We start from the raw sequence: 25,077 nt of genomic DNA on the forward strand, positions 1-25,077 counted from the left end.
CGCCGCGGCTGCCAGGCAATCTACGCGAGCCGGGAGGGCTGCCGCTCGTCCGTTTCGCTCCCTGGACCCGGGGCGGAGGGATCGTGTCCGGCGCTCCGGGGCACCAGGATGCGCTGGGAGATCAGGTAGGTGAACGGGATGGCGACGACGGCCGCGACGAGTGGCGCGATCCTGTCGTCCATGCCGGCCCAGGTGACGAGCGCGTACAGACCGACGCTCTGCACGAGGTAGTTGGTGACGTTGGTGAGGGGGAAGAGGGCGAACTTCTTCCAGGTGGGCCGGGTGCGGTAGGTGAAGTAGGTGTTGAGGAAGAAGGAGCCGACCATGCTGAGGAGGAAGGCGAGGGAGTACGCGGCGAAGTACGGCATCCAGGGGTGGAGCAGCAGGTAACACCCGAAGAAGGTGCCGGTGTTGACGCCGCCGACCAGAGCGAAGCGGACGATCTCGGCGAGCCGCCCGCGCCGCGGCCCGACGGGCTCGGAACGGGACTCGGAACCGGGCTCGGAAATGGGCTCGGAGCCGGGCGCAGAACAGGGCCCGGGACCGGACTCGGAACCGGGCTCGGAGCGGGGCCCGGGACCCGGCCCGGCCGGCGCCCCCGCGCCGGACCTCTCCTCGGGCCCCGTCGCCATCAGCGCTCCCCGTCGGTGGCCACGACGCGGATCCGTTCGGCGGTGGCGCGTTCGGCGGCCCCGCGGCCGAAGGAGCGGTGGGTCTCCTTCACGAGGAAGTGCGGCCGGCGCTTGGTCTCGTAGTAGATGCGGCCGATGTACTCGCCGATCAGGCCCAGCATCACCATCTGCACACCCCCGAGGCCCACGATGATCGCGACCAGGGTGACGTAACCGGGGGCGGTGACGCCCTGGGTGAGGGCGGCGGCCGTCACCCAGACGGCGTAGAGCGCGGCGAGGCCGGTGAGCATCATCCCGAGCCAGAGCGCGATGCGCAGCGGCCGGTTGTTGAAGGAGATCAGGCCGTCCATGCCGTAGTTGACCAGGGAGCTGAACTTCCACTTCGTCTCACCGCCCTCGCGTGCGGCGTTCTGGTAGTCGAAGGTGACGGTGTCGAAGCCGATCCAGGAGAAGAGCCCCTTGGAGAAGCGGTTGTACTCGGGCAGGGAGAGCAGGGCGTCGACGGCGGGGCGGGAGAGCAGCCGGAAGTCGCCGACGCCGTCGGTGAGTTCGACGTCGACCCAGCGGTTGACGGCCCGGTAGTACATCCGGCTGAACGCGGAGCGGAGCTTCTTGTCACCTTCGCGGGTCCGCCGTGCCATGACCTGGTCGTGGCCCTGGTGGTGGAGGTCCAGCATGCGCGCGAGGAGTTCGGGCGGGTGCTGGAGGTCGGCGTCCATGATGACCACGGCGTCGCCGGTGGACTTGCGCAGGCCGGCGAGCATGGCGGCCTCCTTGCCGAAGTTGCGGCTGAAGGAGGCGTACTGGGTGCGGTGCGGGTGCCGGGCGGCGATCTCCCGCAGTTTGCCGAGGGTTCCGTCGGAGCTGCCGTCGTCGACGTAGCAGATCTCGTAGCCGACGGGGAGGGTGTCGAGCACCTGTCGCATTCGTGCGTCGAAGAGCTCGACGACGTCCTCCTCGTTGAAGCAGGGGACGACGACGGAAAGCCGGGTCATGAACGGTCACTCCAGAGGGATGGGCGAGAGTACGTCCTGAGGGGACCGCCACCGGACTCTCCTTCGAGCAGCGCGGCCAGGGTACGAAGCGGCGGTGACCGCCCGGGGTCGCCCGAGTGACCGCCCCTGGTCGGCATGTCGTCCATGCAGCAAAGCATGTGGGGAAGGTATTGGTATACGTGGCCTTTTGACTCACATGTCACCCATAGAGACGACCTCGGGCCAACGGGAGCGATCACCGGTGAGCAGGACGACCATCTCGGAGCGCGGCGAGGTACGGAGACCGGACGACGGCGAGGACACCGGGACGGGCGAGGGAGGCCGGCTGCCGAGGGCGCTGCGCGGTGTCGCGTTCGTCGTCGCGGCCTGCGCCGGGGCCCTGCTCTCGGTCGGCGCCTTCCTCGGCGTCTACATCCGCCCCACATCGGACGACTGGTGCGCGCTGTGGAAATCCCGGGACCTGGGCGTCCTGGGCATCACGGCGGACTTCTACCGCACCCAGAACGGGCGCGTGACGAACGCCGTCCTGACCGGTCTGCTCTACTCCGAGGACATGCGGGGGCCGAAACTGCTCCCCGTCTTCCTGGTGGTCGCGCTCGCCGCCGGCCTCTTCCTCCTGGCCCGCGAGGCACTGCGCGCCCTGCGTCTGCCGTTCCCCACGGCGGCGACGGCGGCGGCCGTCCTGGTCCTGGAGGCGCTGCTGTTCTTCGCGGGGACCCGCTCCTACCAGGCACTGCTCTGGGCCCCGGCCACCGTGTCCCACACCCTGCCGAGCCTCATCGGGATCTGGGCGGTCCTCTCCGCCGTGTGGGCGGCCCGCAGCCGGCGGCGCTGGGCCCGCAGCACCGCCGTCGGCTCGGCGGTCCTGCTCGGCACGGCGACCGGCATGCTCAGCGAGGCCTTCGTCGCGATGTCCGGTCTCATCGCCGCCGCGGCGGGCGTGCTGTGCCTTCCCCAGCTCCGTGTCACCCGTGACCGGTACGCGTCGACCTGGTGTGCGGCCTGGTGCCTGGGCCTGCTGACCGGGTTCGTGATCCTCTCCACGTCGCCCGGCGCCCGCTGGCGACGCGACCAGCGGACGGAGCGGCCGCTGTCCCTGGCCGAGCTCGGGGCGACGCTGCGGGACTGGCACCGGATCTGGGAGACGATCGGCGGGCAGTGGGCGTACGCGAGCGCTCTCGCCGTCGGGGTCCTCATCGGGCTCGCGATGGCGTTCCAGGGCCGCCGCTCCTCCGCGCCGGAGAACGCCGCCCGGCCGCCGAGAGGAACGTTCCTGGCCGCCGCCGTCCTGCCGGTCCCCCTGATCGCGCTGGGGAGCCTGGTGGCCACGTACGGCCTGCGCGGCGGATACGGAGAGGGCGGCTGGACGTACGCGCGCGCGTGGACCAACTTCCTCGTGCCGTTCCTGATCGCGCTCTGCGCCTACGGGACCTGGCTCGGACTCCGGCTCGGGCGACGGCTCGCCGCGCGCCCGGCACCCACGGGCGTCCGCGTCGCGCGGTACGCCGTCCTCGTCGCCGCCGGAGCCGTCGCCCTGGCCGGTACGGCCGCGCTGGCACCCGCGGTGCGGACGCTGACCACGAAGACGGTGGCCCGCAGCCTGGTGTGGGACCGGCAGGACGCCAGGATCCGGGCGGAGGTGGAAGCGGGCGCCCGGGAGGTCACGTACCGCCCGCTGCTCATCGGAGGGCTGGCGGAACCGTTCTTCACCACGGTGTACGCACGGGACTGGGCCGCCCAGTGCGCGGCCTCGTACTACGGCGTGGACCGGCTGAACCGCCCCTGACCGAGGACCCGGCGGCATATGACACTGCGTGACGGGCCCTGAACACAAGGTAGTTTGGAGCTGTCTGGAGGAAAGACAAGTGAATCGAGGTGCAAGTGCCTGACGTCTCCGTGGTCGTCATCGCCTACAACGACGCAGAGCGTCTGCCGACGGCCGTACGGTCGGTGCTGGATCAGACCCTGCACGGCGTCGAAGTGGTGATCGTCGACGACTGCAGCAAGGACGACACGTACGCGGTCGCCCAGGCGCTCGCCGCCGAACACCCCGACCGGGTACGGGCGTTCCAGCTGGAGCGCAACAGCGGTGGCTGCGGTGCGCCTCGCAACCACGGCATCCGGCGCGCCACCGGCACGTACGTCATGTTCCTCGACAGTGACGACGTGCTGGAGCGCAACGCCTGCCGCAACATGCTGGCCGCCGCCGAGAGCACCGGCGCCGACCTGGTCTCCGGCCTGTGCGTCCGGGTCCATCTGGACAGCCGCAACCGGAGGACCACCGAGTGGTACCCCTGGCTCTACTCGCGGACCCGGACGATCGACTCGATCACCGAGCTGCCCGACCTGCTGGTCTTCGACACCCTGTCGACGAACAAGTGCTACCGGCGCGCGTTCCTCCTCGAACAGGGGCTGGAGTTCCCGGTCGGCATCCACTACGAGGACCTGCTCTTCTCGGCCAGGGCGTATGTCGCCGCGAACCGGATCACGCTCATCCCCAACCACGTCTACTACTGGAACGTGCAGGAGCGCGCAGCCGCCAAGTCGATCAGCAACCGGCGTCACGAGATCGCCAACTTCGTGCACCGCATGGAGATCCACCGCCGGGTGGACGCCCTTCTGGAGAGCAGGGGCCACGACGAGCTCAAGTACCGCAAGGACATCAAGTTCCTGAAGCACGACCTCGTCCTCCATCTGCGGGACCTGCCGCTGCTCGGCGACGCGTACCGGCGCGAGTTCGCCGAGCTGGCCAACGGCTATCTCGCGGAGATCGATCCGCAGGCGTACGAGGAGGTCAACCGCCTGCAGGCCATCTGCGCGTATCTGCTGAGCAAGGAGGACTGGACCAACCTCCTCCCCGCCACCGAGGCGCTCACCAACCCCGGCCGGCTCACCAACCCGCTCGCCGAGCGGGACGGGCAGATCTACTGGTGCGCCGAGCACCTGGACACCGAGCAGGGCCGCCGGATCCTGGACGTCACCCCGTCCAACTACCACACCAGGCCGCTGACCTCGCTGGCCCTGGGCAACCGGCTGACCTCGTACTCCAGCGACGACGGGGTCGTCAGCCTCGCCGGGCGCGTGGTCAACCCGCTGGGCCGGATCGGCCCGGACGCGAAGCTCGAAGCGGTCCTCGAGTTCTCGCCCCGCCGCAGCGTCGGCGGCCGGACCGCCCGCGTCCCGGTCACCGCGCTCCGCCACGCGGGCGACTGGATCGAGTGGGAGGGCCGGGCGGACATCGCCCGCACGGTCCGGCCCCTCGGCGTCATCGACGTGGTCTGGGACGCGCGGCTGATCCTCACGGTCGACGGTCAGCGCCTCAGGACCCGGGTGTCCGTCGGCGGCACCCCCGTCGACGAGGCCGAGAGCCTGCGGATCCGGCCCCGGCTGACCAAGCTGGTCTCCGACCGCTTCGTCCCCGAGGTCACCAAGAAGGGCAACCTGTCGTACGTCCTCGTCGCCGAGGGCAAGGCGGCCGTGCACACCTCGGCGATGATCGAGGGAGCCATGCACGGGCGCGCCGCCAAACTGGCGAAGACCAGCCTGCGGCGCCTGCTCAAGGCGAAGAAGGACCTGCACTCGGGCGAGACCAAGCTCCGCGTGTACCACGAGTTCTACAGCAAGCTGCCGATCCGCAAGGGGCTCGTCGTCTTCGAGAGCCACCTCGGCAGGCAGTACAGCGACAGCCCCCGGGCGATCTACGAGGAGATGCGCCGCCGGGGCGTCGCGTTCGAGGCCGTCTGGTCCTACGCCGGGGCGAAGCCGACCGGCTTCCCCGAGGACGTCACCCTCGTCCGGCGCTGGAGCTGGCAGTACCTGCGGGCGCTGGCGCAGGCCGAGTTCTGGATCGACAACCAGGGGTTCCCGCTGCGCCTGACGAAACGGGCGGGCACCACGTACATCCAGACCTGGCACGGCACGGCGCTGAAGCGGATGGGCTTCGACGAGCCGCACACCAAGTCCCGCGGCCTGGCCGCGCAGGAGTCGTTCCAGCGGTCCCTCGACCGCTTCGACCACTTCCTGATCCGTGGCGAGCACGACCGGCGCACCCTCGCCAAGGGCTTCCGGCTGCGCGAGGAGGTGCTGCTGCCGGTGGGCTACCCGCGCAACGACGAGCTCGTGCGGGCCCGCGTCGAGGAGAGCAGGACCGGGCACCGGGAACGGGGGCCGCTCGCGGCCGAGCTGGGCATCGAGCCGGAGAAGCAGGTGCTGCTGTACGCGCCGACGTTCCGCGCCCATCCGGGCGGCAAGGTGCGTCCCTTCGCCGCGCCCTTCGACATCGAGGAGTTCGCCGAGCGCTTCGGCGAGACCCACACGCTCCTGATCAGGACGCACTACCTGAACAGCGTGACGCTCCCGGCGTCGGTCCGGGGACGGGTCGTCGACGTCTCCCGCCTCCACGACGTCACCCCGCTGCTCGCGCTCGCGGACGGGCTCGTCACGGACTACTCCTCCGTGATGTTCGACTACGGGCTGCTCGACCGTCCGATGATCTTCTTCGCGTACGACTACGAGGAGTACGCCAAGGAGAACCGGGGCACCTACTTCGACCTGAAGGAGCGGGCGCCCGGCCCGGTCGTCGCCACGGAGGACGAGTTCTTCGACGCGGTCGCCCACCTGCACGACGAGGCCGACATCAAGTACGCGGCGGCACGCCGGCGGTTCAACGCGGACTTCAGCGAGTACGACCGGGGTGACGCGGCCCGTCGGATCGTCGACCAGTTCTTCACCAGGAGCGGGAAGTGACCAACCAGCCCACCGTGTCCGGCGGCCGCGACATCTTCATCGTCTCCAACAGCGTGGACGAGATGGGCGGGGTGACGACCTGGACCCACCAGATGGCCCGGGAGTTCACCGGCCGGGGCCACAGGGTCCACGTCATCGGCATCCGTCCGGCCCCCGCCGGGCGCGGACACGACTTCCCCGAGCCGCTGCCGTACGACACCACCACGCTGTACGACGAGCACCCGCCGAAGTTCCGCTCGCTTCGCGGCATCAAGGGCAGGCTGAACGCGGTCGAGCGCCGTCGCAACGCGGTCCGCGCCGCCGGCATGCGGGAGCGGGCCGACCGGATGACGGCCCTGTTCGCCGCCGCCCGGCCCGGCGCCGTCGTGATCGTGACGCAGGCCTGGGCGATGGAGTGGGTGTCCCTCGCCGACACCAAGGGCCTCGTCGTCATCGGCATGAGCCACGAGTCGTACGCGGCGACCGCGGCCACCTCGCGGCACGGGCGGGTGAAGCGGTACTACAAGGACGTCGACCGGCTCCTCGTCCTCACCCCCGGCGACGCGGACCGGTGGATCCGGGCCGGCATGGACAACGTCGGCCACATGCCCAACGCCCTGCCGTTCATGCCCGACGTCCCGGCGCCGCGCACCGAGAAGGCCGTCGCCAGCGTCGGCCGTCTCTCGCACGAGAAGGGCGTGGACATACTGCTCGACAGCTGGGCCGAGATCGCGCCCCGCCACCCCGACTGGAAGCTGCGGATCTACGGGACGGGCGACGAGGAGGAAGCGCTGCGCCGCCGGACCACCGACCTCGGTCTCGACGGCTCGGTGGAGTGGATGGGACGCACCAACGACGTCCTCGGTGCGCTCTCCCGGGCCTCGGTCTTCGCCCAGGCCTCCCGGGCCGAGGGCTTCCCGATCACCCTGCTCGAAGCGATGGCGGCCGGGGTGCCCTGTGCCGCGTTCGACTGCGCGCCGGGCGTCCGGGAGATCATCCGGGACGGCGAGGACGGTCTGCTCGCCCGGCTCGGCAACACCGTGGAGCTCGGCGGCCACATCAGCACGCTGATCACCGACAAGGAGCTGCGGGACCGCATGGGCGACGCGGCCTTCGAGAACGTGAAGCGGTACGCCTCGGACGAGATCACCGACCGCTGGGAGGAGCTCTTCGCCTTCCTGGAGCGCTGACCCTCGCCGGAGCGGCCGGCGGGAAAAACGGCGGTCGGAACGAGAGAAGGGCCGGGGGTGCGTACCCCCGGCCCTTCCTCAGGCGCTCGCGAGGAGACCCCCCGGTGCGCGGGGTCTCCTCGCGGTCAGACCGCCGCGCCGCGGCGGGCGACCCAGCCGGCCCAGGCGGAGCCGATCATGTCGCGCACGTCGTGACGGGCCTTCCAGCCGAGCTCGGAGGCGATCCGGTCGGCGGCGGCGACGACCCGCGCGGGGTCGCCGGGGCGGCGCGGCGTGACGACGGGGGCGACGGCGTGGCCGGTGATCTCGTTGATCAGCTCGACCATCTCGGTGACGGAGACGCCCTCGCCACGGCCGATGTTGACCGTGAGGTCGCGCGGCTCCCCCGCCTCGGCCCACTCGGCGAGCTTGCGCGCGGCGACGAGGTGCGCGTCGGCCAGGTCCTCGACGTGGATGTAGTCACGGATGCAGGTGCCGTCGGGCGTGTCGTAGTCGTCGCCGAAGATCCGCGGGGACTCCCCCGCGTCGAGCCGCTCGAACACCATCGGGACCAGGTTGAAGACGCCGGTGTCGGCGAGCTCCGGGGCCGCGGCACCGGCCACGTTGAAGTAGCGCAGGCAGGCCGTGGAGATGCCGTGCGCGGCGCCCGCGGCGCGGACCAGCCACTCGCCGGCCAGCTTCGTCTCGCCGTAGGGGCTGAGCGGCAGGCAGGGGGTCTCCTCGGTGACGAGGTCGACGTCCGGCATGCCGTAGACGGCGGCCGAGGAGGAGAAGAGGAAGTTGCGCACGCCCGCCGCGGCGACCGCCTCAAGGAGGACGGTGAGGCCGATCACGTTCTCGCGGTAGTAGTGCAGCGGCAGTTCGACGGACTCGCCGACCTGCTTCTTGGCGGCGAGGTGGACGACGCCCGTGACGCCGTGCTCGGCGATCGTCCGGTCGAGGACCTCGCGGTCCAGGGTGGAGCCGACCACCAGGGGGACGCCTTCGGGCACCCGCTCCTCGTACCCCGTGGACAGGTCGTCGAGGACGACGACCCGCTCGCCCGCCTGCGTCATGGCGCGGACCACATGGGAGCCGATGTACCCGGCGCCGCCGGTGATCAGGTAAGTCATGCCCAAACCCCTTTTCACTGAGAACTGCGGGAGAGCCGTCGGAGCCTGGCCCCCACCGCCCGGAGCCCGTCACGGACACCGGGTGCGAGCCGTACCGCCAGCGAGCCGTTCGCCGTGGTGTACTGCCGCACCAGCAGTACACCGTACCGGCTGCTCGGCACGACCGACCGTCGCTGCCGGTCCTCCGGCAGCCGCAGCGCCGTCGTGAAGGTCTCACCGTCCGCGCAGGTCACCGTGATCCGGACGTCCCAGAGCTGGACGCCCCGCCGCCCCCGGCGGCAGCCCTCCCGGGCCAGGCCCGTGAGCCCGGCGGGGACGCGGCCGGACCAGCCGCCCGCCACCTCGCTCAGCTCGGCCCGCTCGGTGCGGGCGGGCGTGTCCGCGCCCCGGGGCAGGAAGTCGACCGTGGCGGTACGGGGGACGGCGGCGCCCAGCCGTCCGTACAGGTCGCGGACCGTGAACCGCACCTGGCCCCCGGTGGCCGGGCGCCGCAGGTCGCCGTCGACGAGCAGCGGGAGCCCGGCGAGCGGCAGGGTCTCCACGCCGTCGAGTTCCACGGGAAGGTCCTCGGACCAGACGGCGGCGTCCCCGATCCGGGCGTACGGCGGGAGCAGCCGGGCCGGATCGGCGGCGAGCCGGGACAGCCTGAGCAGGTCCCGGGGCTCCTCGGCGGCGAGGAGGAACCGGGCGGCCCAGCGGGCGGGCGGGGACGCGGCGGCGATGTCGCCCTCCCCGAAGGTCGCGAGGTGTTCCCTGGCCGACCCCCACCAGCCGGTGCGGTACGCGGTGTCGCGCAGCCTCAGCTCGCGGGCGTACAGGAGCAGGTCGTGTTCGAGGAACTTGGTGCGGCAGGCGGCGGCGAGTTCCTTGCGGCCGGCCGTCTCGAAGGTCTCCACGGCCATGCGGTGAGCGGCGATCCGCGCCTGCCAGTTCGCGATGCCGTCGCGGTCGAGGGAGATCGACAGCCGCGCGGTGGCCCGCCGTACGTGCCAGATGTAGACGGTGTCGGGGACGACGGCGACGCGCGGCGCGGCGGCCAGGACGCGGGCGGTGAAGAGGAAGTCCTCGTAGACGCAGCGGCCGTCGGGGAAGCGGATGCCGTGCTCGGCGAGGAAGGCGCGGTCGTACACCTTGTTGACGCAGAGCGTGTCGTGCACGAGCGGCATGAGGTCCGCCGCCGTCTCCAGGAGGGCGGGCTCGTGGTAGAGCGCGGGCTGCCAGCGGACGTCGCGGCCCTCGGGCAGTTCGCGCCGCACACAGGCGCCGACCGCGACGGGCGCCCCGTGGCGTTCGGCCGCCGCCACCAGGGCCTCGGCGGCGCCCTCGGGCAGGATGTCGTCGCTGTCGAGGAATATCACGCTGGGCGCGGTGACCGCCCGGAAGCCGTCGTTGCGGGGGGTGCCGCAGCCGCCGCTGTTCTCCGCGCGGTGGACGACACGGAGCCGGGGGTGCAGCGCGGCCAGTTCGTCCAGGACCCGGGCCGTGCCGTCGCTCGATCCGTCGTCGACGGCCACGACCTCCGCGACGACCGGGCCCTGGTCGAGCACCGACCGGATCGCGTCGCGTACCAGCACCTCGTCATTGTGTGCGATTACCACAACGCCGAGCTTTCCTGCTACCTGAGGGGTAGTGATACTACTCACACGGAGGATGGTACGGGACTCCCGCCGCCCTCCACTCCCGTCCGCCGGAAACGCGAACGGCCGCCCGCGCACCGCTCGGTCCCTGAGGACCTCACGGGCGACGGACGGCCGCAAAAGAGGCGGACAGGCCCTAGAAGGGGTCGAACTCGTCGAACTCCCGCTGGGCGTCGTCCCGCTCGGCGTCGCGGTCGCGGCGGCGCTGGGCCGCCGGGCGCGGGGCCTCGAGGCGGTGGTCCTCGCCCCGGCGGCCGAGCATCTCGGCGCCCGCCATCATCGAGGGCTCCCAGTCGAAGACGACCGCGTTCTCCTCGGAGCCGATGGCGACGCCGTCGCCGGCGCGGGCACCGGCCTTCATCAGCCGGTCCTCGACACCGAGGCGGTTGAGGCGGTCGGCCAGGTAGCCCACGGCCTCGTCGTTGCTGAAGTCGGTCTGGCGGACCCAGCGCTCCGGCTTCTCGCCGCGCACCCGGTACACGTCCTCGGCCTCGTCGTACGTGACGGTGAAGCCCGCGTCGTCGACGGCCTTCGGGCGGATGACGATGCGGGTCGCCTCCTCCTTCGGCTTGGACGCGCGCGCCTCGGCGACGATGCCGGCGAGGGCGAAGGAGAGCTCCTTGAGGCCGAGACGGGCCACGGCGGAGACCTCGAACACCTGGTAGCCGCGGGCCTCGAGATCCGGGCGGATCATCTCCGCGAGGTCCTGGCCGTCCGGGATGTCGATCTTGTTGAGCACGACGATGCGGGGCCTGTCCTCCAGGCCGCCGTACTGCCGCAGCTCCTCCTCGATGATGTCGAGGTCGGTGACCGGGTCGCGGTCGGACTCCAGCGTCGCCGTGTCCAGGACGTGCACGAGGACCGAGCAGCGCTCGACGTGGCGCAGGAACTCGAGGCCCAGGCCGCGGCCCTGGCTGGCGCCGGGAATGAGGCCCGGCACGTCGGCGATCGTGTAGACCGTCGAGCCGGCCGTGACGACGCCCAGGTTCGGGACCAGGGTGGTGAACGGGTAGTCCGCGATCTTCGGCTTGGCGGCCGAGAGGACCGAGATGAGCGAGGACTTGCCGGCGCTCGGGTAGCCGACGAGCGCCACGTCGGCGACGGTCTTGAGCTCCAGGACGATGTCGCGCGCCTCGCCCGGCTCGCCGAGCAGCGCGAAGCCGGGGGCCTTGCGGCGCGCGGAGGAGAGCGCGGCGTTGCCGAGGCCGCCGCGGCCGCCCTGGCCCGCGACGAAGGTGGTGCCCTGGCCGACGAGGTCGGCGAGCACGTTGCCCTGCTTGTCGAGGACGACGGTGCCGTCGGGCACGTACAGGACCAGGTCCTGGCCGTCCTTGCCGGAGCGGTTGTCACCGGCGCCGGGCTGGCCGTTGGTGGCCTTGCGGTGGGGCGAGTGGTGGTATTCGAGGAGCGTGGTGATGGCCTGGTCGACGACCAGGGTCACATCGCCGCCACGGCCGCCGTTGCCGCCGTCGGGTCCGCCGAGCGGCTTGAACTTCTCCCGGTGAACGGAGGCGCAGCCGTGGCCTCCGTTACCCGCGGCGACATGCAGCTCGACGCGGTCCACGAAGGTGGTCATGGTTCTGTGCCTCCAGTTACTTCTGGGTGGAATGTCTATCTAGTAACACGCGAAAGGCGGACCCGCTTCCCGTTACGGGAAGTGAGGTCCGCCTCCGCAAAGATCCGATCAGGCGACCGGAACGATGTTCACGACCTTGCGGCCACGGTGGGTGCCGAACTGCACCGAACCGGCCTGCAGGGCGAACAGCGTGTCGTCGCCGCCACGGCCGACGCCGGAGCCCGGGTGGAAGTGGGTGCCACGCTGGCGGATCAGGATCTCACCCGCGTTGACGACCTGACCGCCGAAGCGCTTCACGCCGAGCCGCTGGGCATTGGAGTCGCGCCCGTTCCGGGTGGACGATGCGCCCTTCTTGTGTGCCATGTCTCAGTCCCTCTTACTTCGCAGCCGCGGGGATACCGGTGACCTTGATCGCCGTGTACTGCTGGCGGTGACCCTGGCGACGGCGGTAGCCGGTCTTGTTCTTGTAGCGCAGGATGTCGATCTTGGCGCCCTTGTGGTGGTCCACGATCTCGGCCTGGACCTTGATCCCGGCCAGGACCCACGGGTCGCTGGTCACGGCGTCGCCGTCGACAACGAGCAGGGTCGAGAGCTCGACCGTGTCGCCAACCTTGGCAGTGGGAATCTTGTCAACCTCAACGATGTCGCCGACAGCAACCTTGTGCTGGCGACCACCGCTGCGCACGATGGCGTACACGCGGATCTCTCTCTCACTCGGGATCGAAACCTCTGAAGCCAGCCGCTCACACGGACCCGAGGGCCCGCGGCGTTCCGGAATCGGACGAGCGGCCTCTCCCGACGAGCGGGAGGGAAGTGCTCAGAGGCGCGGCGCATCGATAGACACGCCGACGGTCTAGGTTACGGGCGGCTGCCACGGAGGGTCAAATTCGCCCGATCGGCACGGGCCGCCCGCCCCGTCCGGGGAGGGCGGCCCGTGCCCGCCGGTCAGTCCTGGGAAGGGGCGGCGGTCTTCTCCGCCGCCTTCTTCGCCGGGGCCTTCTTGGCGGTGGTCTTCTTCGCCGCGGTCTTCTTGGTCGCCGCCGTCTTCTTGGTGGCGACCTTCTTGGCCGTGGCCTTCTTCGCCGCGGTCTTGCGCGCCGCCGTCTTCTTGACGGGGGCGGGCTCGGCCTCGACGGGCGCCTCGGTGGCCTCGGTGACCGCCTCGGCGGCCTCGGCCGGGGCCGTGGTCACCACGACCACGGCGGCCTCCTCGGCGCCCGAGGGCGAACCGGCCGGGGCGGTGGCCTTACGGACCACCCGGCGGCGCCCACGCGGCGGGGCGGCCACGGGGGCCTCCTCGACGACGGGCTCGGCGACCGGCTCCACCACGGGCTCCGGGGCGGCCTCGGCGACCGGCTCGACGGCGACCGGCTCGGCCGGCGCCGGCTCGACGACGGTCGGCTCGACGACGGTCGGCTCGACGACGGTCGGCTCGGCGGCCGGCTCCGTGGTCGAGACGACCGGGGAGGTCGCCCGGCGCGTGGCGCGACGGCGGCCGCGCGGGGCCGGCGCGGCGGCCTCGTCGGCCACCGGCTCGGCGACGGGCTCGGGCGCCACGACGGGCTCCGGCTCGGCGACCGGCTGCTCCACGACCGGCTCCGGCTCCGCGACGGGCTGAGGCTTCGCCTCGAACTCGACCGGCTCGGTCTCCACGACCGGCCGCGCGGCGACCGGCGCCGACACCCTGCGGGTGGCGCGACGGCGGCCACGGCCGCGCGTGGCGGCGGCCTCCGCCTCGGCGACGGAGCCGTACAGCTCCTCGTCGGGGGCGATCGGCTCGGGAAGGGCCACCGGGGCGGCCAGCTCGGCCGCGACCTCGGCCTCGGTCTCGACCAGGGCCTCGGCCTCGGTCTCCGCCGCCTCGGCGTGCTCGTGCTCGTGGACGTGCTCGGCGCCGCCGCGGCCGCGCTTCTTCGAGCGCTTGCCGCCGCCACCGCCACCGGCGGTGGTCGGCTGCTCCATGTGCACGATGACACCGCGGCCGTTGCAGTGGACGCAGGTCTCGGAGAAGGACTCCAGGAGTCCCTGGCCGACCCGCTTGCGGGTCATCTGGACCAGGCCGAGCGAGGTGACCTCGGCCACCTGGTGCTTGGTCCGGTCACGGCCCAGGCACTCCAGGAGGCGGCGCAGCACCAGGTCGCGGTTGGACTCCAGGACCATGTCGATGAAGTCGATGACGACGATGCCACCGAGGTCGCGCAGCCGCAGCTGACGCACGATCTCCTCGGCCGCCTCGAGGTTGTTCCTCGTCACGGTCTCTTCGAGGTTGCCGCCCTGGCCGGTGAACTTGCCGGTGTTGACGTCGACGACGATCATCGCCTCGGTCTTGTCGATCACCAGCGAGCCGCCGCTCGGCAGCCAGACCTTGCGGTCGAGCGCCTTCATGAGCTGCTCGTCGATCCGGTACGTCGCGAAGACGTCGACCTCGCTCGTCCACCGGGACAGACGGTCGGTCAGGTCGGGGGCGACGTGGTGGACGTACCCGTGGATGGTCTCCCAGGCGTCGTCACCGCTGACGATGACCTTGGAGAAGTCCTCGTTGAAGATGTCGCGGACGACCCGGACGGTCATGTCCGGCTCGCCGTAGAGCAGCGTCGGGGCGTTGCCGCTCTTCGCCTTCTTCTGGATGTCCTCCCACTGCGCCTGCAGACGCTCGACGTCACGGCGCAGCTCGTCCTCGCTCGCGCCCTCGGCGGCGGTGCGCACGATGACGCCCGCGTCCTCGGGGACGATCTTCTTGAGGATGGTCTTGAGGCGGGCGCGCTCGGTGTCCGGGAGCTTGCGGCTGATGCCGGTCATCGAGCCCTCGGGCACGTACACGAGGTAGCGGCCGGGCAGCGAGACCTGGCTGGTCAGCCGGGCGCCCTTGTGGCCGATCGGGTCCTTCGTCACCTGGACGAGGACCGACTGGCCGGACTTGAGGGCGGTCTCGATGCGGCGCGGGCCGTTGCCCATGCCGAGCGCCTCGAAGTTGACCTCGCCGGCGTACAGGACGGCGTTGCGGCCCTTGCCGATGTCGACGAAGGCGGCCTCCATGGACGGCAGCACGTTCTGGACCTTGCCCAGGTAGACGTTGCCGACGTACGAGGTGGCCTGCTCCTTGTTGACGTAGTGCTCGACGAGCACGTTGTCTTCCAGGACGCCGATCTGGGTGCGCTCGCCGTTCTGGCGGACGACCATGACCCGCTCGACGGCCTCGCGGCGGGCCAGGAACTCGGCCTCGGTGATGATCGGGACGCGGCGGCGGCCCTGCTCGCGGCCCTCGCGGCGGCGCTGCTTCTTGGCCTCCAGACGGGTCGAGCCCTTGATGGACTGGACCTCGTCGGCGCCCGTGCCGGGCTCGGCCTTCTCGCGGGCCGGACGGGGCTCTCGGACCTTGACGACCGTACGGACGCCTTCCTCGTCGGCGCCCTCGGCGTCGGCGGAGGCGTCCCCGCTGCGACGGCGGCGGCGACGGCGACGACGGGAGCTGCTGGAGCCGCCGGCGAAGGCCTCGTCCTGGTCCTCCTCGGACTCCTCGGGCTCCTCGGCCTCCTCGGTGTCGTCGGACTCGTCGGAGCGGGGCTCCTCGCCCTCCTCGACGTCGCTGAGCTCACCGCGACGGCGGCGGCGGCCACCACGGCGGCGCCGGCGCGAGGGGCGGTCCTCGTACTCGTCCGTCTCCTCGGCCGCCTCGGGCTCCTCCATCTCGACGGTCTCGTCGACCTCGTCGGCGACGGCCTCGACCTCGGGCTCGTCGGCGACGGTGGCCGGGACGGGCTCCACGGCGACGGGCTCGCCGCGGCGGCGACGGCGACGGCGGGAGCCGGCCTCGGCGCGCTCGGCGGGCTCGGGGGTCTCGACGACCTCGGCCTCGACGGCCTCGGTCTCCTCGACCGTCTCCTCCTCGTCCTCCGGCTCCACGGCGGTCGCGGCGGCGGCCGCGGCGGTCTCCGGGGTCTGGAACATCGGCTCGGCGAAGACCGGGGCCTGGAAGACGGCGACGGCGGGGCGCGCGGCACGGCGCGTCTCCCTGACCGGGGCCGGCTCGGAGGTGAACTGCGGCGAGGTCGCGCGGCGGCGGCCGCGGCCACGGGTGGCCGCGGTCTCGGCGGCGGTGACCTCGGCCTCGTCGGCGGCGATCTGCGCGGCGGCGGCCGCGGGCAGCGACTCGCCGGTGGCGGGGGCCTCGGTGGCCACCTCGGGAGAGGTGACCTTGCGGGTGGCACGGCGGCGGGTGCGCGGGGCGGGTGCGGCGTCCTCCTCCGCGGCCTCGGCGGTCTCCACGACCGGCTCGGCGGCGGGGGCCGCGACCGCGGTCTCCTCGGCGGCGGCAGGCGCGCCGGCCGGGGCGGTGGCCTTACGGGTGGCCCGGCGGCGGGTACGGGCGGGCGCGGCGGCCTCGGGGGCCTCCTCCGCGACGGCCTCGGCGGCCGGGGCGGGCGCCGTGGTCTCGGCGGGCTCCTCGGCGGCGGCCGGGGAGGTCACCGGCGCGGTGGCCTTACGGGTGGCGCGGCGGCGCGGGCGGGCGGGGGCGGCCTCGGGGGCCTCCTCGACGGCCTCGGACCCGGTGGCGGTCTCCACGACCGGTTCCGGGGTCTGCGCGACGGGCGCCACGGTCTCGGCGGTCTCCGCGGCGGGCGCGGTGGCCTTGCGGGTGGCGCGGCGGCGGGTGCGCGGCGCGGGTGCGGCCTCGGCCTCCGCGGCCGGAGCGGCCTCCGCGGCCGACGTCTCGACGGCCGCGGCCTCGGCGGTGACGGCCGGGACCTCTGCGGTCGCACCCGTCACCGGCGGACCGGCGGGGCGGGAAGCGGCGCGGCGCCTGCGGCGCGGCGGCAGCTTGTCACCGGGCGCGTTGGTGTCTTCGTTGGACTCGAGCATGCGGGGTTCTCCCGTCACGCTCCCGGGCGCCGCGCCTTGTTCCGGTCCGGCGGTCGCGCCTGTGGCGCGGTGCCGCCGCCCGGGGCGCGGGCGCCGCACGGGAGCTCTATGTCTGGCTCGCCGGTTCCGTACGCCCTGTGCGGACGGCCTGGCGAAAGTCTCCTGGTCAGTGCGGTGCCCGACCCAGGTGGCTCCCGAGTACCAGGGCATCGCTACAACGACCGCTCCCTACGCGATGCCGGTACCCGGCGCCGTCGCAGAGGCGGTCGGGGCGGCCGTGGTAGAAGCGGCCGTGACTGCCTCGCGGTCGGGCGCGAGCGGGTCGGTCACCGTGCCGGACTCCTCGTCGAAGAGCCCCTGCGCCAGCCTGGTCACCGCAGCGGGGACCGGCGGCGCCAGGTCGGCCACAGCTCGGAGACCGGACAGGACGTCGTCGGGTCGCACGGCAGGTGTCACGTGCCGAACAACCAGCCGCAGTATCGCACAAGCGCTGTCCAGCGGCCTATCACCCTGGGGATCACCCTGGGGACGGGTCGCCGTCAGCTCGGTGACCGCGGAACGCGCGTCGAAGGTGCGGACGCCGTTCTTGGTCTTGCGCTGTACTTCCACGGTCTCGGCCGCGAGAAACGTGTCGACGGCCTTCTCGGCGTCCTCGACGGTGACGCCTTCGAGCCGCAGCTCCCACACGGAGGCGGTGAGCCGGTCGGCGAGGCCCGAGGTGCGGGCCTCGACGGCGTCGGTGATGTCGAGGCCGGCCGGGAGGGACTCGTCGAGCAGGGCCCGCAGGGTCTCCGGGTCACGCGCCTCGGTGAGGGCGATCTCCAGGTATTCGGCCTCGGAGCCCGTGCCCGTCGGGGCGGCGTTGGCGTACGACACCTTGGGGTGCGGGGTGAAGCCGGCCGAGTACGCCATGGGCACCTCGGCACGGCGCAGTGCACGCTCGAAAGCGCGCTGGAAGTCACGGTGGCTGGTGAACCGGAGGCGGCCGCGCTTGGTGTAGCGCAGTCGGATGCGCTGCACCGCCGGTGCGGGCGGCGGGCCTTCGGGCTGTCGCTTGCCCAGTGGTTCTTCTCCTCGTTGCGGGGCGGGCGCGGGTGTCGCGCCGCCCACGGACGTCCAGGGGGTTCCCTCGGGGCCGGCCGGTTCACCCTCGCTCGTGCAGGGAGATCTCGGTCTCGGCCGCCACGCCGGGAACGGTGTGTCGTGGTGCAGTACCTCCCAGGTTACGCGCCCGACCCGGCAGGACGGTCACAGGATCGGGCTGCCGTGCTCCGCCGACGAGCGCGCGCCACGCGTCCCGGCGGGCCTGGCGCACGGTCGCGCGTGCCGAGGCGAGGGCGGCGCGTGCCGCCCGGCCGGTCTCCACGGCGACCTTTCGCGCCGGGCGCCACAGGGCGTCGCGCACGACGTGGCCGACCGGGGTGCACACGTTCCGGTAGAACCAGCCGGCGGGGCGGCCGATCAGGTGGCGTGCCAGCCACTTCAGGGCGCGCCCGGCGGCCCGTGTGACGTATCCCGCGACGCGCCAGGCGACCTTGAACGCGTCGACGGTCTCGCGGCCGATCACGGCGAGGAGCCGTCCGGCGGGGGCGAGCACCCATCGGTACAGGAACACGGCCGGGATGACGACGAGAACCCTCACGAGGCGCTTCACGAGCCAGGCGAGGCCGCGACCGAGGAGGACGAGCCCGTGGCCGAGCGGGGTGAGGACGAAGCGGTACGTCCCCCGCGCGACGGGCACGACCACGTACCGCCACAGGGCGGTCCACGGCCGGACGAGCACCGCCCACAGCACGAGGCCGGTCCCGCGCCCGAGCGGTGTGAGCAGGCGGGCGTACGCCCAGGCCGCTCCCCGGGCCAGTGCCTGTCCGAGGGGTTTCAGGACGGTCCGGTACAGCCAGGCCGCCGGGTTCGCGATCAGATGGACGGCGAGCGGTACGGCCACATGGCGCCAGAGCGCGCGCCAGGGCCAGTAGAGGACCGCCCTGAGCAGCCACCACACGGCGAGGCCGAGGAGCTCGGCCGTCCGGGCGAGGGCGCGTCCCACCGGGGCGAGCACCGTCCGGCGGAGCCAGGCGCCGGCCCGCCCGAGGGGGCGCAGCAGCACCCGGCCGAGGAAGGCACCGCAGAGCACCAGGGCGTCCCACACGAGGCGCACGGGGACGACGACGACCAGCACCACGATCCGTACGGGAATCCTGATGGCCGTCGTCAGACAGCCTTCGGGCTCCGGCGGCCGGGGGGCGGTTTTCTCCAGGTCCATGAAGGTGAGGACGCGAAACGGCCGCGCGCGGTTTAGATCGGCCCGGACGGGCAGGCTCCGCCTTCGGGGGTGGGCCCGTAGCCTAGGGGCCGACGTCCGTGCCGTGTGCCCCTCTCGGCTTCCGCTCTTCCTACCCGTACACGTTGAGGCTTGGTATGAAAATATCCTTCCTTCTGGTCGATCGCTGTCACATCGGCGGCGTGGTCAGCGCCATCCACAACCTCGCCAAGGCGCTCGCGGACCACCACGAGGTCGAGCTGGTCGCCCTCCGCCGCAACCGCGACCAGGCGTTCTTCCCGCTCGACCCCCGGGTGAAGACGCTCGCTCTCTCGGACATGCGGAAGCACTCCCACACGTACGACGGCGACGACCCGATGATCGAGGTCTTCCCGCACATCTACCCGAACGAGCCCACGGACAAGAAGCCGTGGATCAGCCGTCTGGCCGAGCGGCGGCTGATGGAGTACCTGGCCACGACCGACGCCGACGTCGTGGTCAGCAACAACCCGAAGATCACGATCATGCTGGCCTACGCGGAGCGCGACTTCCTGAAGGTCGCGATGGAGCACTCCCGGCCCGCGCGGTACGGCGCGCACATCCGGGACGCCCTCTTCAAGGACGCGTACCCGAAGATGGACGCGATCACCGCGCCGACGCCGGACGAGTGCCGGACCATCGCCGGGGTCGTCCCCGCCGTGAGCCACCTGCTCTCCCCCATGCCGAACTGCATCCCGGCCCACGAGGGCCAGATGTCGACCGGCGACAACAAGATCGTGGTCACCGCCGGCCTGCTCAAGTCCCACAAGGGCTTCGCCGACCTCATCGAGGCCTTCTCCACCGTGGCGCCGCGCCACCCGGACTGGAGCCTGCGGATCTACGGCTCCGGCCCCGAGCGCGCCAACCTGCGCAAGAAGATCAACGACACGGACAGCAACAACCAGATCTTCCTGATGGGCCCGGCCACCCCGGTCACGCCGGAGTTCGCCAAGGCCTCCGTGTTCGTCCTCCCGTCCCACCTGGAGGCCTTCGGCAACGTCACCGTCGAGGCGATGGCGGCCGGCCTGCCGGCGGTCTGCTACGACGCCCCGCACGGCCCGCGCAACATCATCACGCAGGGCGAGGACGGCTACGTCGTGCCGCTCGGCGACAAGAAGGCGCTCGCCGAGCGCATCGAGAAGCTGATCTCCGACGAGGACCTGCGCCGGAAGATGGCGGCCGCAGCGGTGGCCAACGTGGTCCGCTTCCAGGAGGCCGAGACCGTCGCCCGCTTCGAGCGGCTCGTGGAGACCATGCGGGCCCGCCGGGCCATCCCGAGCACGGCCACCGCCGTGGTCGCCCCGCAGGGCGACGTCCGGGTGCTGGTCGACGGGCTGGCCGCCGACAGCGACGCCCAGCTGGTCTGCAAGGACATCCGCAAGAAGGCCGACGAGGTCGTCCTCCCCTTCGTCGACGGCGAGGCGATGGTCCCCGCGCTCGGCAAGCTCGTCGAGGGCGACTGGGAGCTGCAGATCCGCGCCGCCGGCTTCGACATGCCGCTGCGGTCGGCCGGCTGCGACACCCTCCAGATCCTGTCGCTGAAGCTGCCCCGCACCGAGGGCCCCGCCCTGTCGCTGCTGCTGCCGCACACTCACACGGACGGCACCCTGCGGGTGCAGAGCCGGGTGCGCGCCCAGCACGTCGAGGTCGCGGCCCTGAACGCCGGCGCCACCTCGATCGTCATCGAAGCCGCTGCCTGGGGCGTCAAGCCCGGCGCCGGCAGCGTGATCGAGGCCGTGCACCGCAAGGAGGCCGACCGGAACTTCACCTTCCCGGTCAAGGCCGGCGCCGACGGTCGCTTCACGGCCACCCTGGACAACGCCGCCGCGGCCCGCCTCCACCAGGCCGGCGCGGAGGACGTCTGGGACCTCTGGCTGCTGCCGGACCGGGACTCCGCCCGGATCCGCGTCTGCAAGCTGGCCACCGACGTCCTCACCCCGATGGACGTCTTCACCTACCCGTACCCGGTGGTGAAGCAGTCCGGCGCCCCTGCCGCCGTGGAGACCAAGGCGAAGAGCGTCTGGCGCAGCCGGCTGTCCGCCGTCCCCGGCGCGCCCGTCCGGAACGAGCTGCGCCCGTACTTCTCCAGCAACGGCCAGCTCTCGCTTAAGATCATCGACAAGAAGTGACCGGCGAGCGGTAGCCGGGCCCCCGCCCGGCCACCGCTTCCTGGGCCCCGGCCCAGGCCACCGGTCGCCGGCCCCCGGCCCGCACGACGGAGCCCCGGCCCGCAGGGAGACCTGCGGACCGGGGCTCTTCCGTACGCCCGGGGGGCACCGCCTACAGCGGCGCGCCCTCCTCGGCCATCTTGAACATCAGGTCCGCGAGACGCGCCGACGCGTGGCCGTCGTCGAGGTCGCAGAACAGGTGGTGGAACCTGTCGTACTTCTCCTGGTACTCGCCCGCGACCTCGTCGACCTCGCGGATCGCCTTGATCAGCTCCTCGGAGGTGCTGATGAGCGGCCCGGGGGCGTCGTTCTCGAAGTCGAAGTAGAAGCCGCGCAGCTTGTCGCGGTAGTGCTCCAGGTCGTACGTGAAGAACAGCATCGGACGACGCAGGTGGGCGTAGTCGAACATGACCGACGAGTAGTCCGTGATCATGATGTCGGCGGCCACGTACAGGTCCGCGATGTCCGGGTAGTCGGAGGCGTCGAAGACGAAACCGTTCCCGGCACCGGGGATGCTGTCCACGATGTTGGAGTGGCGCCGGATGAGGAAGACGTGGTCGTCACCCAGCTGACGGCGGGCGTCCTCCAGGTCCACCCGGAGGTCGAACTTGAACTGGCCGCGGCTGTGCGACAGGTCGTCCCGCCAGGTCGGCGCGTACAGCACGACCTTCTTGCCCTCGGGCAGCCCGAGCCGCTCCCGCACGGCCTTGGCCCGCTCCTCGCGGTCCTCGGCGTAGAGGTAGTCGTTGCGCGGGTAGCCCGTCTCGGCGATCAGCCCGTCGTACCCCATGGCGCGCTTCAGGATCGGCGTGCTGAACCGGTTGGACGAGACGAGGATGTTCCAGTTCGCCGCCTCCTGGACCAGCCGCTCGTGGTAGTTCGGGTCGAACTTGGGCGCGTCGATGTCCAGGCCGATCTTCTTGAGCATCGTGCCGTGCCAGGCCTGCACGATCACCTGCCCCGCCCGGCGCTTGATCCAGTGCGGGAGGTGTCCGTTGGTCACGATGTACCGCGAGCGCGCCAGCGCCTCGTACCACTCGGTGCCCTGGAACCGGACCGCCTTGACCGTGTCGGGGAGCTCGACCTGGCCGTCCCTGACCGCCCACAGGTGCTCCACGTCCGAGCCGCGGCGCAGCAGCTCCTCGTGGACGGCGCGCGGGCTGTCCGAGAACTGCTTGCCGTTGTAGCTGACGTACAGCACCTGGTCGCGCAGCGGCAGCTCGCGGCCCGCCTCGTAGACCTCCTGGCGGAGCTGGTACTGGCGGTTGTCGCCCCGCTCCATCGGCGTGAGGTCGGAGAGGCAGTTGAGCTGCGGGTGGTCCTGCCAGTGGACCTCCAGCTGGTACTCGCGGCCGTTGTGCGAGCCCTCCAGCGGGAACTGGGGCACGGCGAGCCGGTCCACGACGAGCGGCATCGACGGGCCGTCGCCGTCGGCCTCCAGGCGGAACACCCAGCGGCCGGCCTTGAGCGGCAGCCGCCCGCCGGTCCCCGACATCGTGGAGGGCCGGAAGGAGGCCTCGAAGGAGCCGTCGGGGCGGACGGTCAGCGGGACCGTCCGCTCGTCGAAGCGGTTCTTGGCGCTGACGACCAGGTGGTGGCCGGAGAGGGCGACGGGGGCGGTGCCCCGGACCGTGAAGGTCCCGTCCTCGCAGGTGATCTCGGTGATCTTGGCGCGGAGGGGGCGGCCGGAGAACTTCAGGTAGCCGTTGGTGCCGGAGAGGATGGCCACCTCGTTGAGCTCGGCACCCTCGCCGAAGGCGGCGGGCAGGCCGATCTGGTGGTCGGCCACGCCGTCCTTGACGACGACCCTGACCCTGCGGGCCGCCTTCTCCGGGTCGTCCGCCGCGTTCAGCTGGAGCTGCGTGCTCCAGTTGCGGCGCATCGACTTGGCGGGGTCGGCGCCGCCGGTCTCGGTGGTGTCCAGGTGCTCGGGAAGGAGGGCTATGTCACGCAGCGGGATGTGGATCCGCAGCGAGGTCCGCTCACCGGCGGATGCGACGGTCTCCGCCGGGAAGAGGAGCACCTCGCCACTGCTCTGGTTGATGACCCGCAGCGAGAACGTGGTGCCCGCGGGGGCCGTCTCACGGAACACGCCGTCGATGACGATCTCCTCGCCGGCCGACTCGAAGCCGGTGACGAGGAACGGCACCTTCTCGACGCGCAGCTTGAGCGCGGCGCGCCGGAGCTCGGGGACCAGGCGGTAGTCGTCGTCGAGCCACTGGTACGGCGGGTAGGCCAGCCGGTCCGAACCGTACGAGTGCACGGAACGGGAGCGCACGAGGCCGCTGGACAGGACACGCATGCCCACGTGCCAGAGGCCTTCCTGCCACTGGCCGCCCTTGCGGAAGCGGGCCGGGTCGATGACCGTCTCCCAGCCGGCCCAGTCGAAGCTGTGGCCGCGCCCCTTGTACCCGGAGGCCGTGGTCGCCTCGGAGGTGAAGATGTTGCTCAGCGGGATGAACACACGCCGCTGCGTGCCGTCCTTCTTCAGCTGCAGCAGCTTGACCACGCTGCGCTTGCCGTCCTGGTCGACGCGGTCGACCCAGGCGTTGCCGGCGAGCCGCAGCTTGCCGTCCTGCCACGATATCTCGGTCAGCGGCGAGCGCAGCTGGAGGTCCTGGTCCATGCGCAGGACCTTCTTGGGCAGCAGGTCCTCGTCGAGCGACGGGAACTTCGCGTACTTCCGGAAGGCGCCGTCGAGCTCGACGGGCTCGCCGAGCCGCTCGGACTCGATGAACTGGAGCAGCTCGGTGAGGGCGTGCTTGCGGACGAGGAGCCACTTGACGCGCAGCGGCGTGGGCAGCGCCGTGACCGTCTTGAGGTCGACCTGGTCGAGGTACTTGTTGGCCACGCGCATGAACTCGGCGCGGTACTCGTCGTCGCCGTCGGGCAGCACGTTGAGGAAGATGCGCAGGTCACCGGTGAGCACGGTCTTGTCGTACTCGCGCTTCAGCTCGTCGGCGAGGGGTTCCTTGCGGCTGGCGAGGAACCGGCTGACGGACTCCACGGCGGACGCGCGGTCGCGGGCGGCCTTGGGCTCGTTCCTGCGCTGCGTGATCGACGGGCTCGCCTCGCCCTCGCGCAGCCGCCAGTAGTACGTGGTCTGGCTGATGATGTCGACGGACTCGGCGAGGTACTGGGCCGGGACGATGACCGGGGTGTCCTCGTACAGCACGCCCTCGGGGAAGCGGAAGGCGTTCGCCTCCCAGAAGTCACGGCGGAACACCTTGTTGCAGGCGATCCGGTCCGTGAGGAGCATCCGCCTCTTCCGGACGTGGGTCTGCTTGACCGCGCCCCGGGAGAGGAACCGGTGCATCGGGGACTGCCACACCCTGGTCGAGTTGATGTGCTCCACGTTGCCGGTGGCGAAGGAGGAGCCGGTCTCGTCCAGGGTCTCGATCATCAGCCGGTAGGCGTCCGGCGGGATCATGTCGTCGCTGTCGACGAAGGCCAGGAACTCGCTCCCCGGCGCCATGCTGTCGAGACCCGTGTTGCGCGCGGCACCCAGGCCGGCGTTCTCCTTGCGGATCAGCCGGAAGCGGGGGTCCTTGGCCGCGAACCCCGCCGCTATCTCGTTGGACTCGTCCGTGGAGCCGTCGTCGATCATGAGCACTTCCAGGTCCTGGAAGGTCTGCACGGCCAACGAGTTGAGGCAGGCGGGCAGGTACTGCGCCACGTTGTAGATCGGGACGATGACGCTGAGCCGGGGTGCCATGAAGTTCTGCGTTCCTTTCCGTTTCAGACCCGCTCGACAAGCCGAGCGCCTGAGGGGTGACGGGGCGTGCTTTCGGTTTTCCAGCGGACCGACGGCGAGCGTCTCCACCCTCCGAGGAAGACCCGCCTGACGGCCGCACGCCCGCCGTCGAACTGCAGTACTTCTCCC

At 71.7% G+C, this 25,077-nt stretch carries 15 protein-coding genes; 4 read left to right on the forward strand and 11 right to left on the reverse strand.

Annotation, left to right across the window (positions count from 1 at the left end; translation table 11 throughout):
* Positions 1–20 precede the first annotated feature (20 nt).
* Complete coding sequence (locus ACZ4VK_RS03950) at positions 21–443, reverse strand: GtrA family protein (RefSeq protein ID WP_468348844.1); 423 nt, start codon at positions 441–443, stop codon at positions 21–23.
* 188 nt (positions 444–631) lie between these two features.
* Complete coding sequence (locus ACZ4VK_RS03955; RefSeq protein ID WP_468348136.1) at positions 632–1,627, reverse strand: glycosyltransferase family 2 protein; 996 nt, start codon at positions 1,625–1,627, stop codon at positions 632–634.
* 241 nt (positions 1,628–1,868) lie between these two features.
* Here ACZ4VK_RS03955 and ACZ4VK_RS03960 point away from each other — a divergent pair, with 241 nt between their 5' ends.
* The 3 genes from ACZ4VK_RS03960 (at position 1,869) to ACZ4VK_RS03970 (ending at position 7,542) form a co-directional block, all read left to right on the forward strand.
* Positions 1,869–3,413: a hypothetical protein gene (locus ACZ4VK_RS03960; RefSeq protein ID WP_468348138.1), complete on the forward strand. Its 1,545-nt coding sequence runs from the start codon at positions 1,869–1,871 to the stop codon at positions 3,411–3,413.
* A gap of 89 nt (positions 3,414–3,502) precedes the next feature.
* Positions 3,503–6,373 (forward strand): bifunctional glycosyltransferase/CDP-glycerol:glycerophosphate glycerophosphotransferase, encoded by a 2,871-nt coding sequence (locus ACZ4VK_RS03965; RefSeq protein ID WP_468348140.1) that lies wholly within the window; start codon positions 3,503–3,505, stop codon positions 6,371–6,373.
* Between the two features lie 62 nt (positions 6,374–6,435).
* A complete protein-coding gene (locus ACZ4VK_RS03970; RefSeq protein WP_468348846.1) occupies positions 6,436–7,542 on the forward strand; it encodes a glycosyltransferase in 1,107 nt (368 codons plus the stop codon).
* A 125-nt stretch (positions 7,543–7,667) separates the two neighbouring features.
* On the opposite strand, the gene galE is transcribed toward ACZ4VK_RS03970, so the two are convergent.
* The 8 genes from galE to ACZ4VK_RS04010 all read right to left on the reverse strand — a co-directional run bounded on the left by galE (position 7,668) and on the right by ACZ4VK_RS04010 (position 18,990).
* Complete coding sequence (galE, locus tag ACZ4VK_RS03975) at positions 7,668–8,654, reverse strand: UDP-glucose 4-epimerase GalE (RefSeq protein ID WP_468348142.1); 987 nt, start codon at positions 8,652–8,654, stop codon at positions 7,668–7,670.
* Between the two features lie 14 nt (positions 8,655–8,668).
* Positions 8,669–10,297, reverse strand: coding sequence for a glycosyltransferase family 2 protein (locus ACZ4VK_RS03980; RefSeq protein WP_468348144.1), 1,629 nt, complete (start codon positions 10,295–10,297; stop codon positions 8,669–8,671).
* Between the two features lie 130 nt (positions 10,298–10,427).
* The gene (obgE, locus tag ACZ4VK_RS03985) at positions 10,428–11,867 is read right to left on the reverse strand and encodes a GTPase ObgE (RefSeq protein ID WP_468348146.1); all 1,440 of its coding nucleotides are present in this window, start codon (positions 11,865–11,867) and stop codon (positions 10,428–10,430) included.
* Between the two features lie 108 nt (positions 11,868–11,975).
* Positions 11,976–12,230 carry a 50S ribosomal protein L27 gene (rpmA, locus tag ACZ4VK_RS03990; RefSeq protein WP_030317577.1) on the reverse strand — a complete coding sequence of 85 codons (255 nt, stop codon included), beginning with the start codon at positions 12,228–12,230 and terminating at the stop codon, positions 11,976–11,978.
* Positions 12,231–12,243: 13 nt separating this feature from the next.
* Positions 12,244–12,564 (reverse strand): 50S ribosomal protein L21, encoded by a 321-nt coding sequence (gene rplU, locus ACZ4VK_RS03995; protein ID WP_056558958.1) that lies wholly within the window; start codon positions 12,562–12,564, stop codon positions 12,244–12,246.
* Positions 12,565–12,812: 248 nt separating this feature from the next.
* Positions 12,813–16,727 (reverse strand): Rne/Rng family ribonuclease, encoded by a 3,915-nt coding sequence (locus ACZ4VK_RS04000; RefSeq protein WP_468348149.1) that lies wholly within the window; start codon positions 16,725–16,727, stop codon positions 12,813–12,815.
* A 228-nt stretch (positions 16,728–16,955) separates the two neighbouring features.
* Positions 16,956–17,747 carry a TIGR03936 family radical SAM-associated protein gene (locus ACZ4VK_RS04005; protein ID WP_468348151.1) on the reverse strand — a complete coding sequence of 264 codons (792 nt, stop codon included), beginning with the start codon at positions 17,745–17,747 and terminating at the stop codon, positions 16,956–16,958.
* Positions 17,748–17,871: 124 nt separating this feature from the next.
* A complete protein-coding gene (locus ACZ4VK_RS04010) occupies positions 17,872–18,990 on the reverse strand; it encodes a hypothetical protein (RefSeq protein ID WP_468348153.1) in 1,119 nt (372 codons plus the stop codon).
* Between the two features lie 200 nt (positions 18,991–19,190).
* Between ACZ4VK_RS04010 and ACZ4VK_RS04015 the strand changes: the two genes are divergently transcribed.
* Positions 19,191–21,155: a glycosyltransferase gene (locus tag ACZ4VK_RS04015; RefSeq protein WP_468348155.1), complete on the forward strand. Its 1,965-nt coding sequence runs from the start codon at positions 19,191–19,193 to the stop codon at positions 21,153–21,155.
* A 151-nt stretch (positions 21,156–21,306) separates the two neighbouring features.
* On the opposite strand, the gene ACZ4VK_RS04020 is transcribed toward ACZ4VK_RS04015, so the two are convergent.
* Positions 21,307–24,909 carry a bifunctional glycosyltransferase/CDP-glycerol:glycerophosphate glycerophosphotransferase gene (locus ACZ4VK_RS04020; protein WP_468348157.1) on the reverse strand — a complete coding sequence of 1,201 codons (3,603 nt, stop codon included), beginning with the start codon at positions 24,907–24,909 and terminating at the stop codon, positions 21,307–21,309.
* Positions 24,910–25,077 lie beyond the last annotated feature (168 nt).

The organism is Streptomyces sp. NPDC028711, from assembly GCF_055565415.1.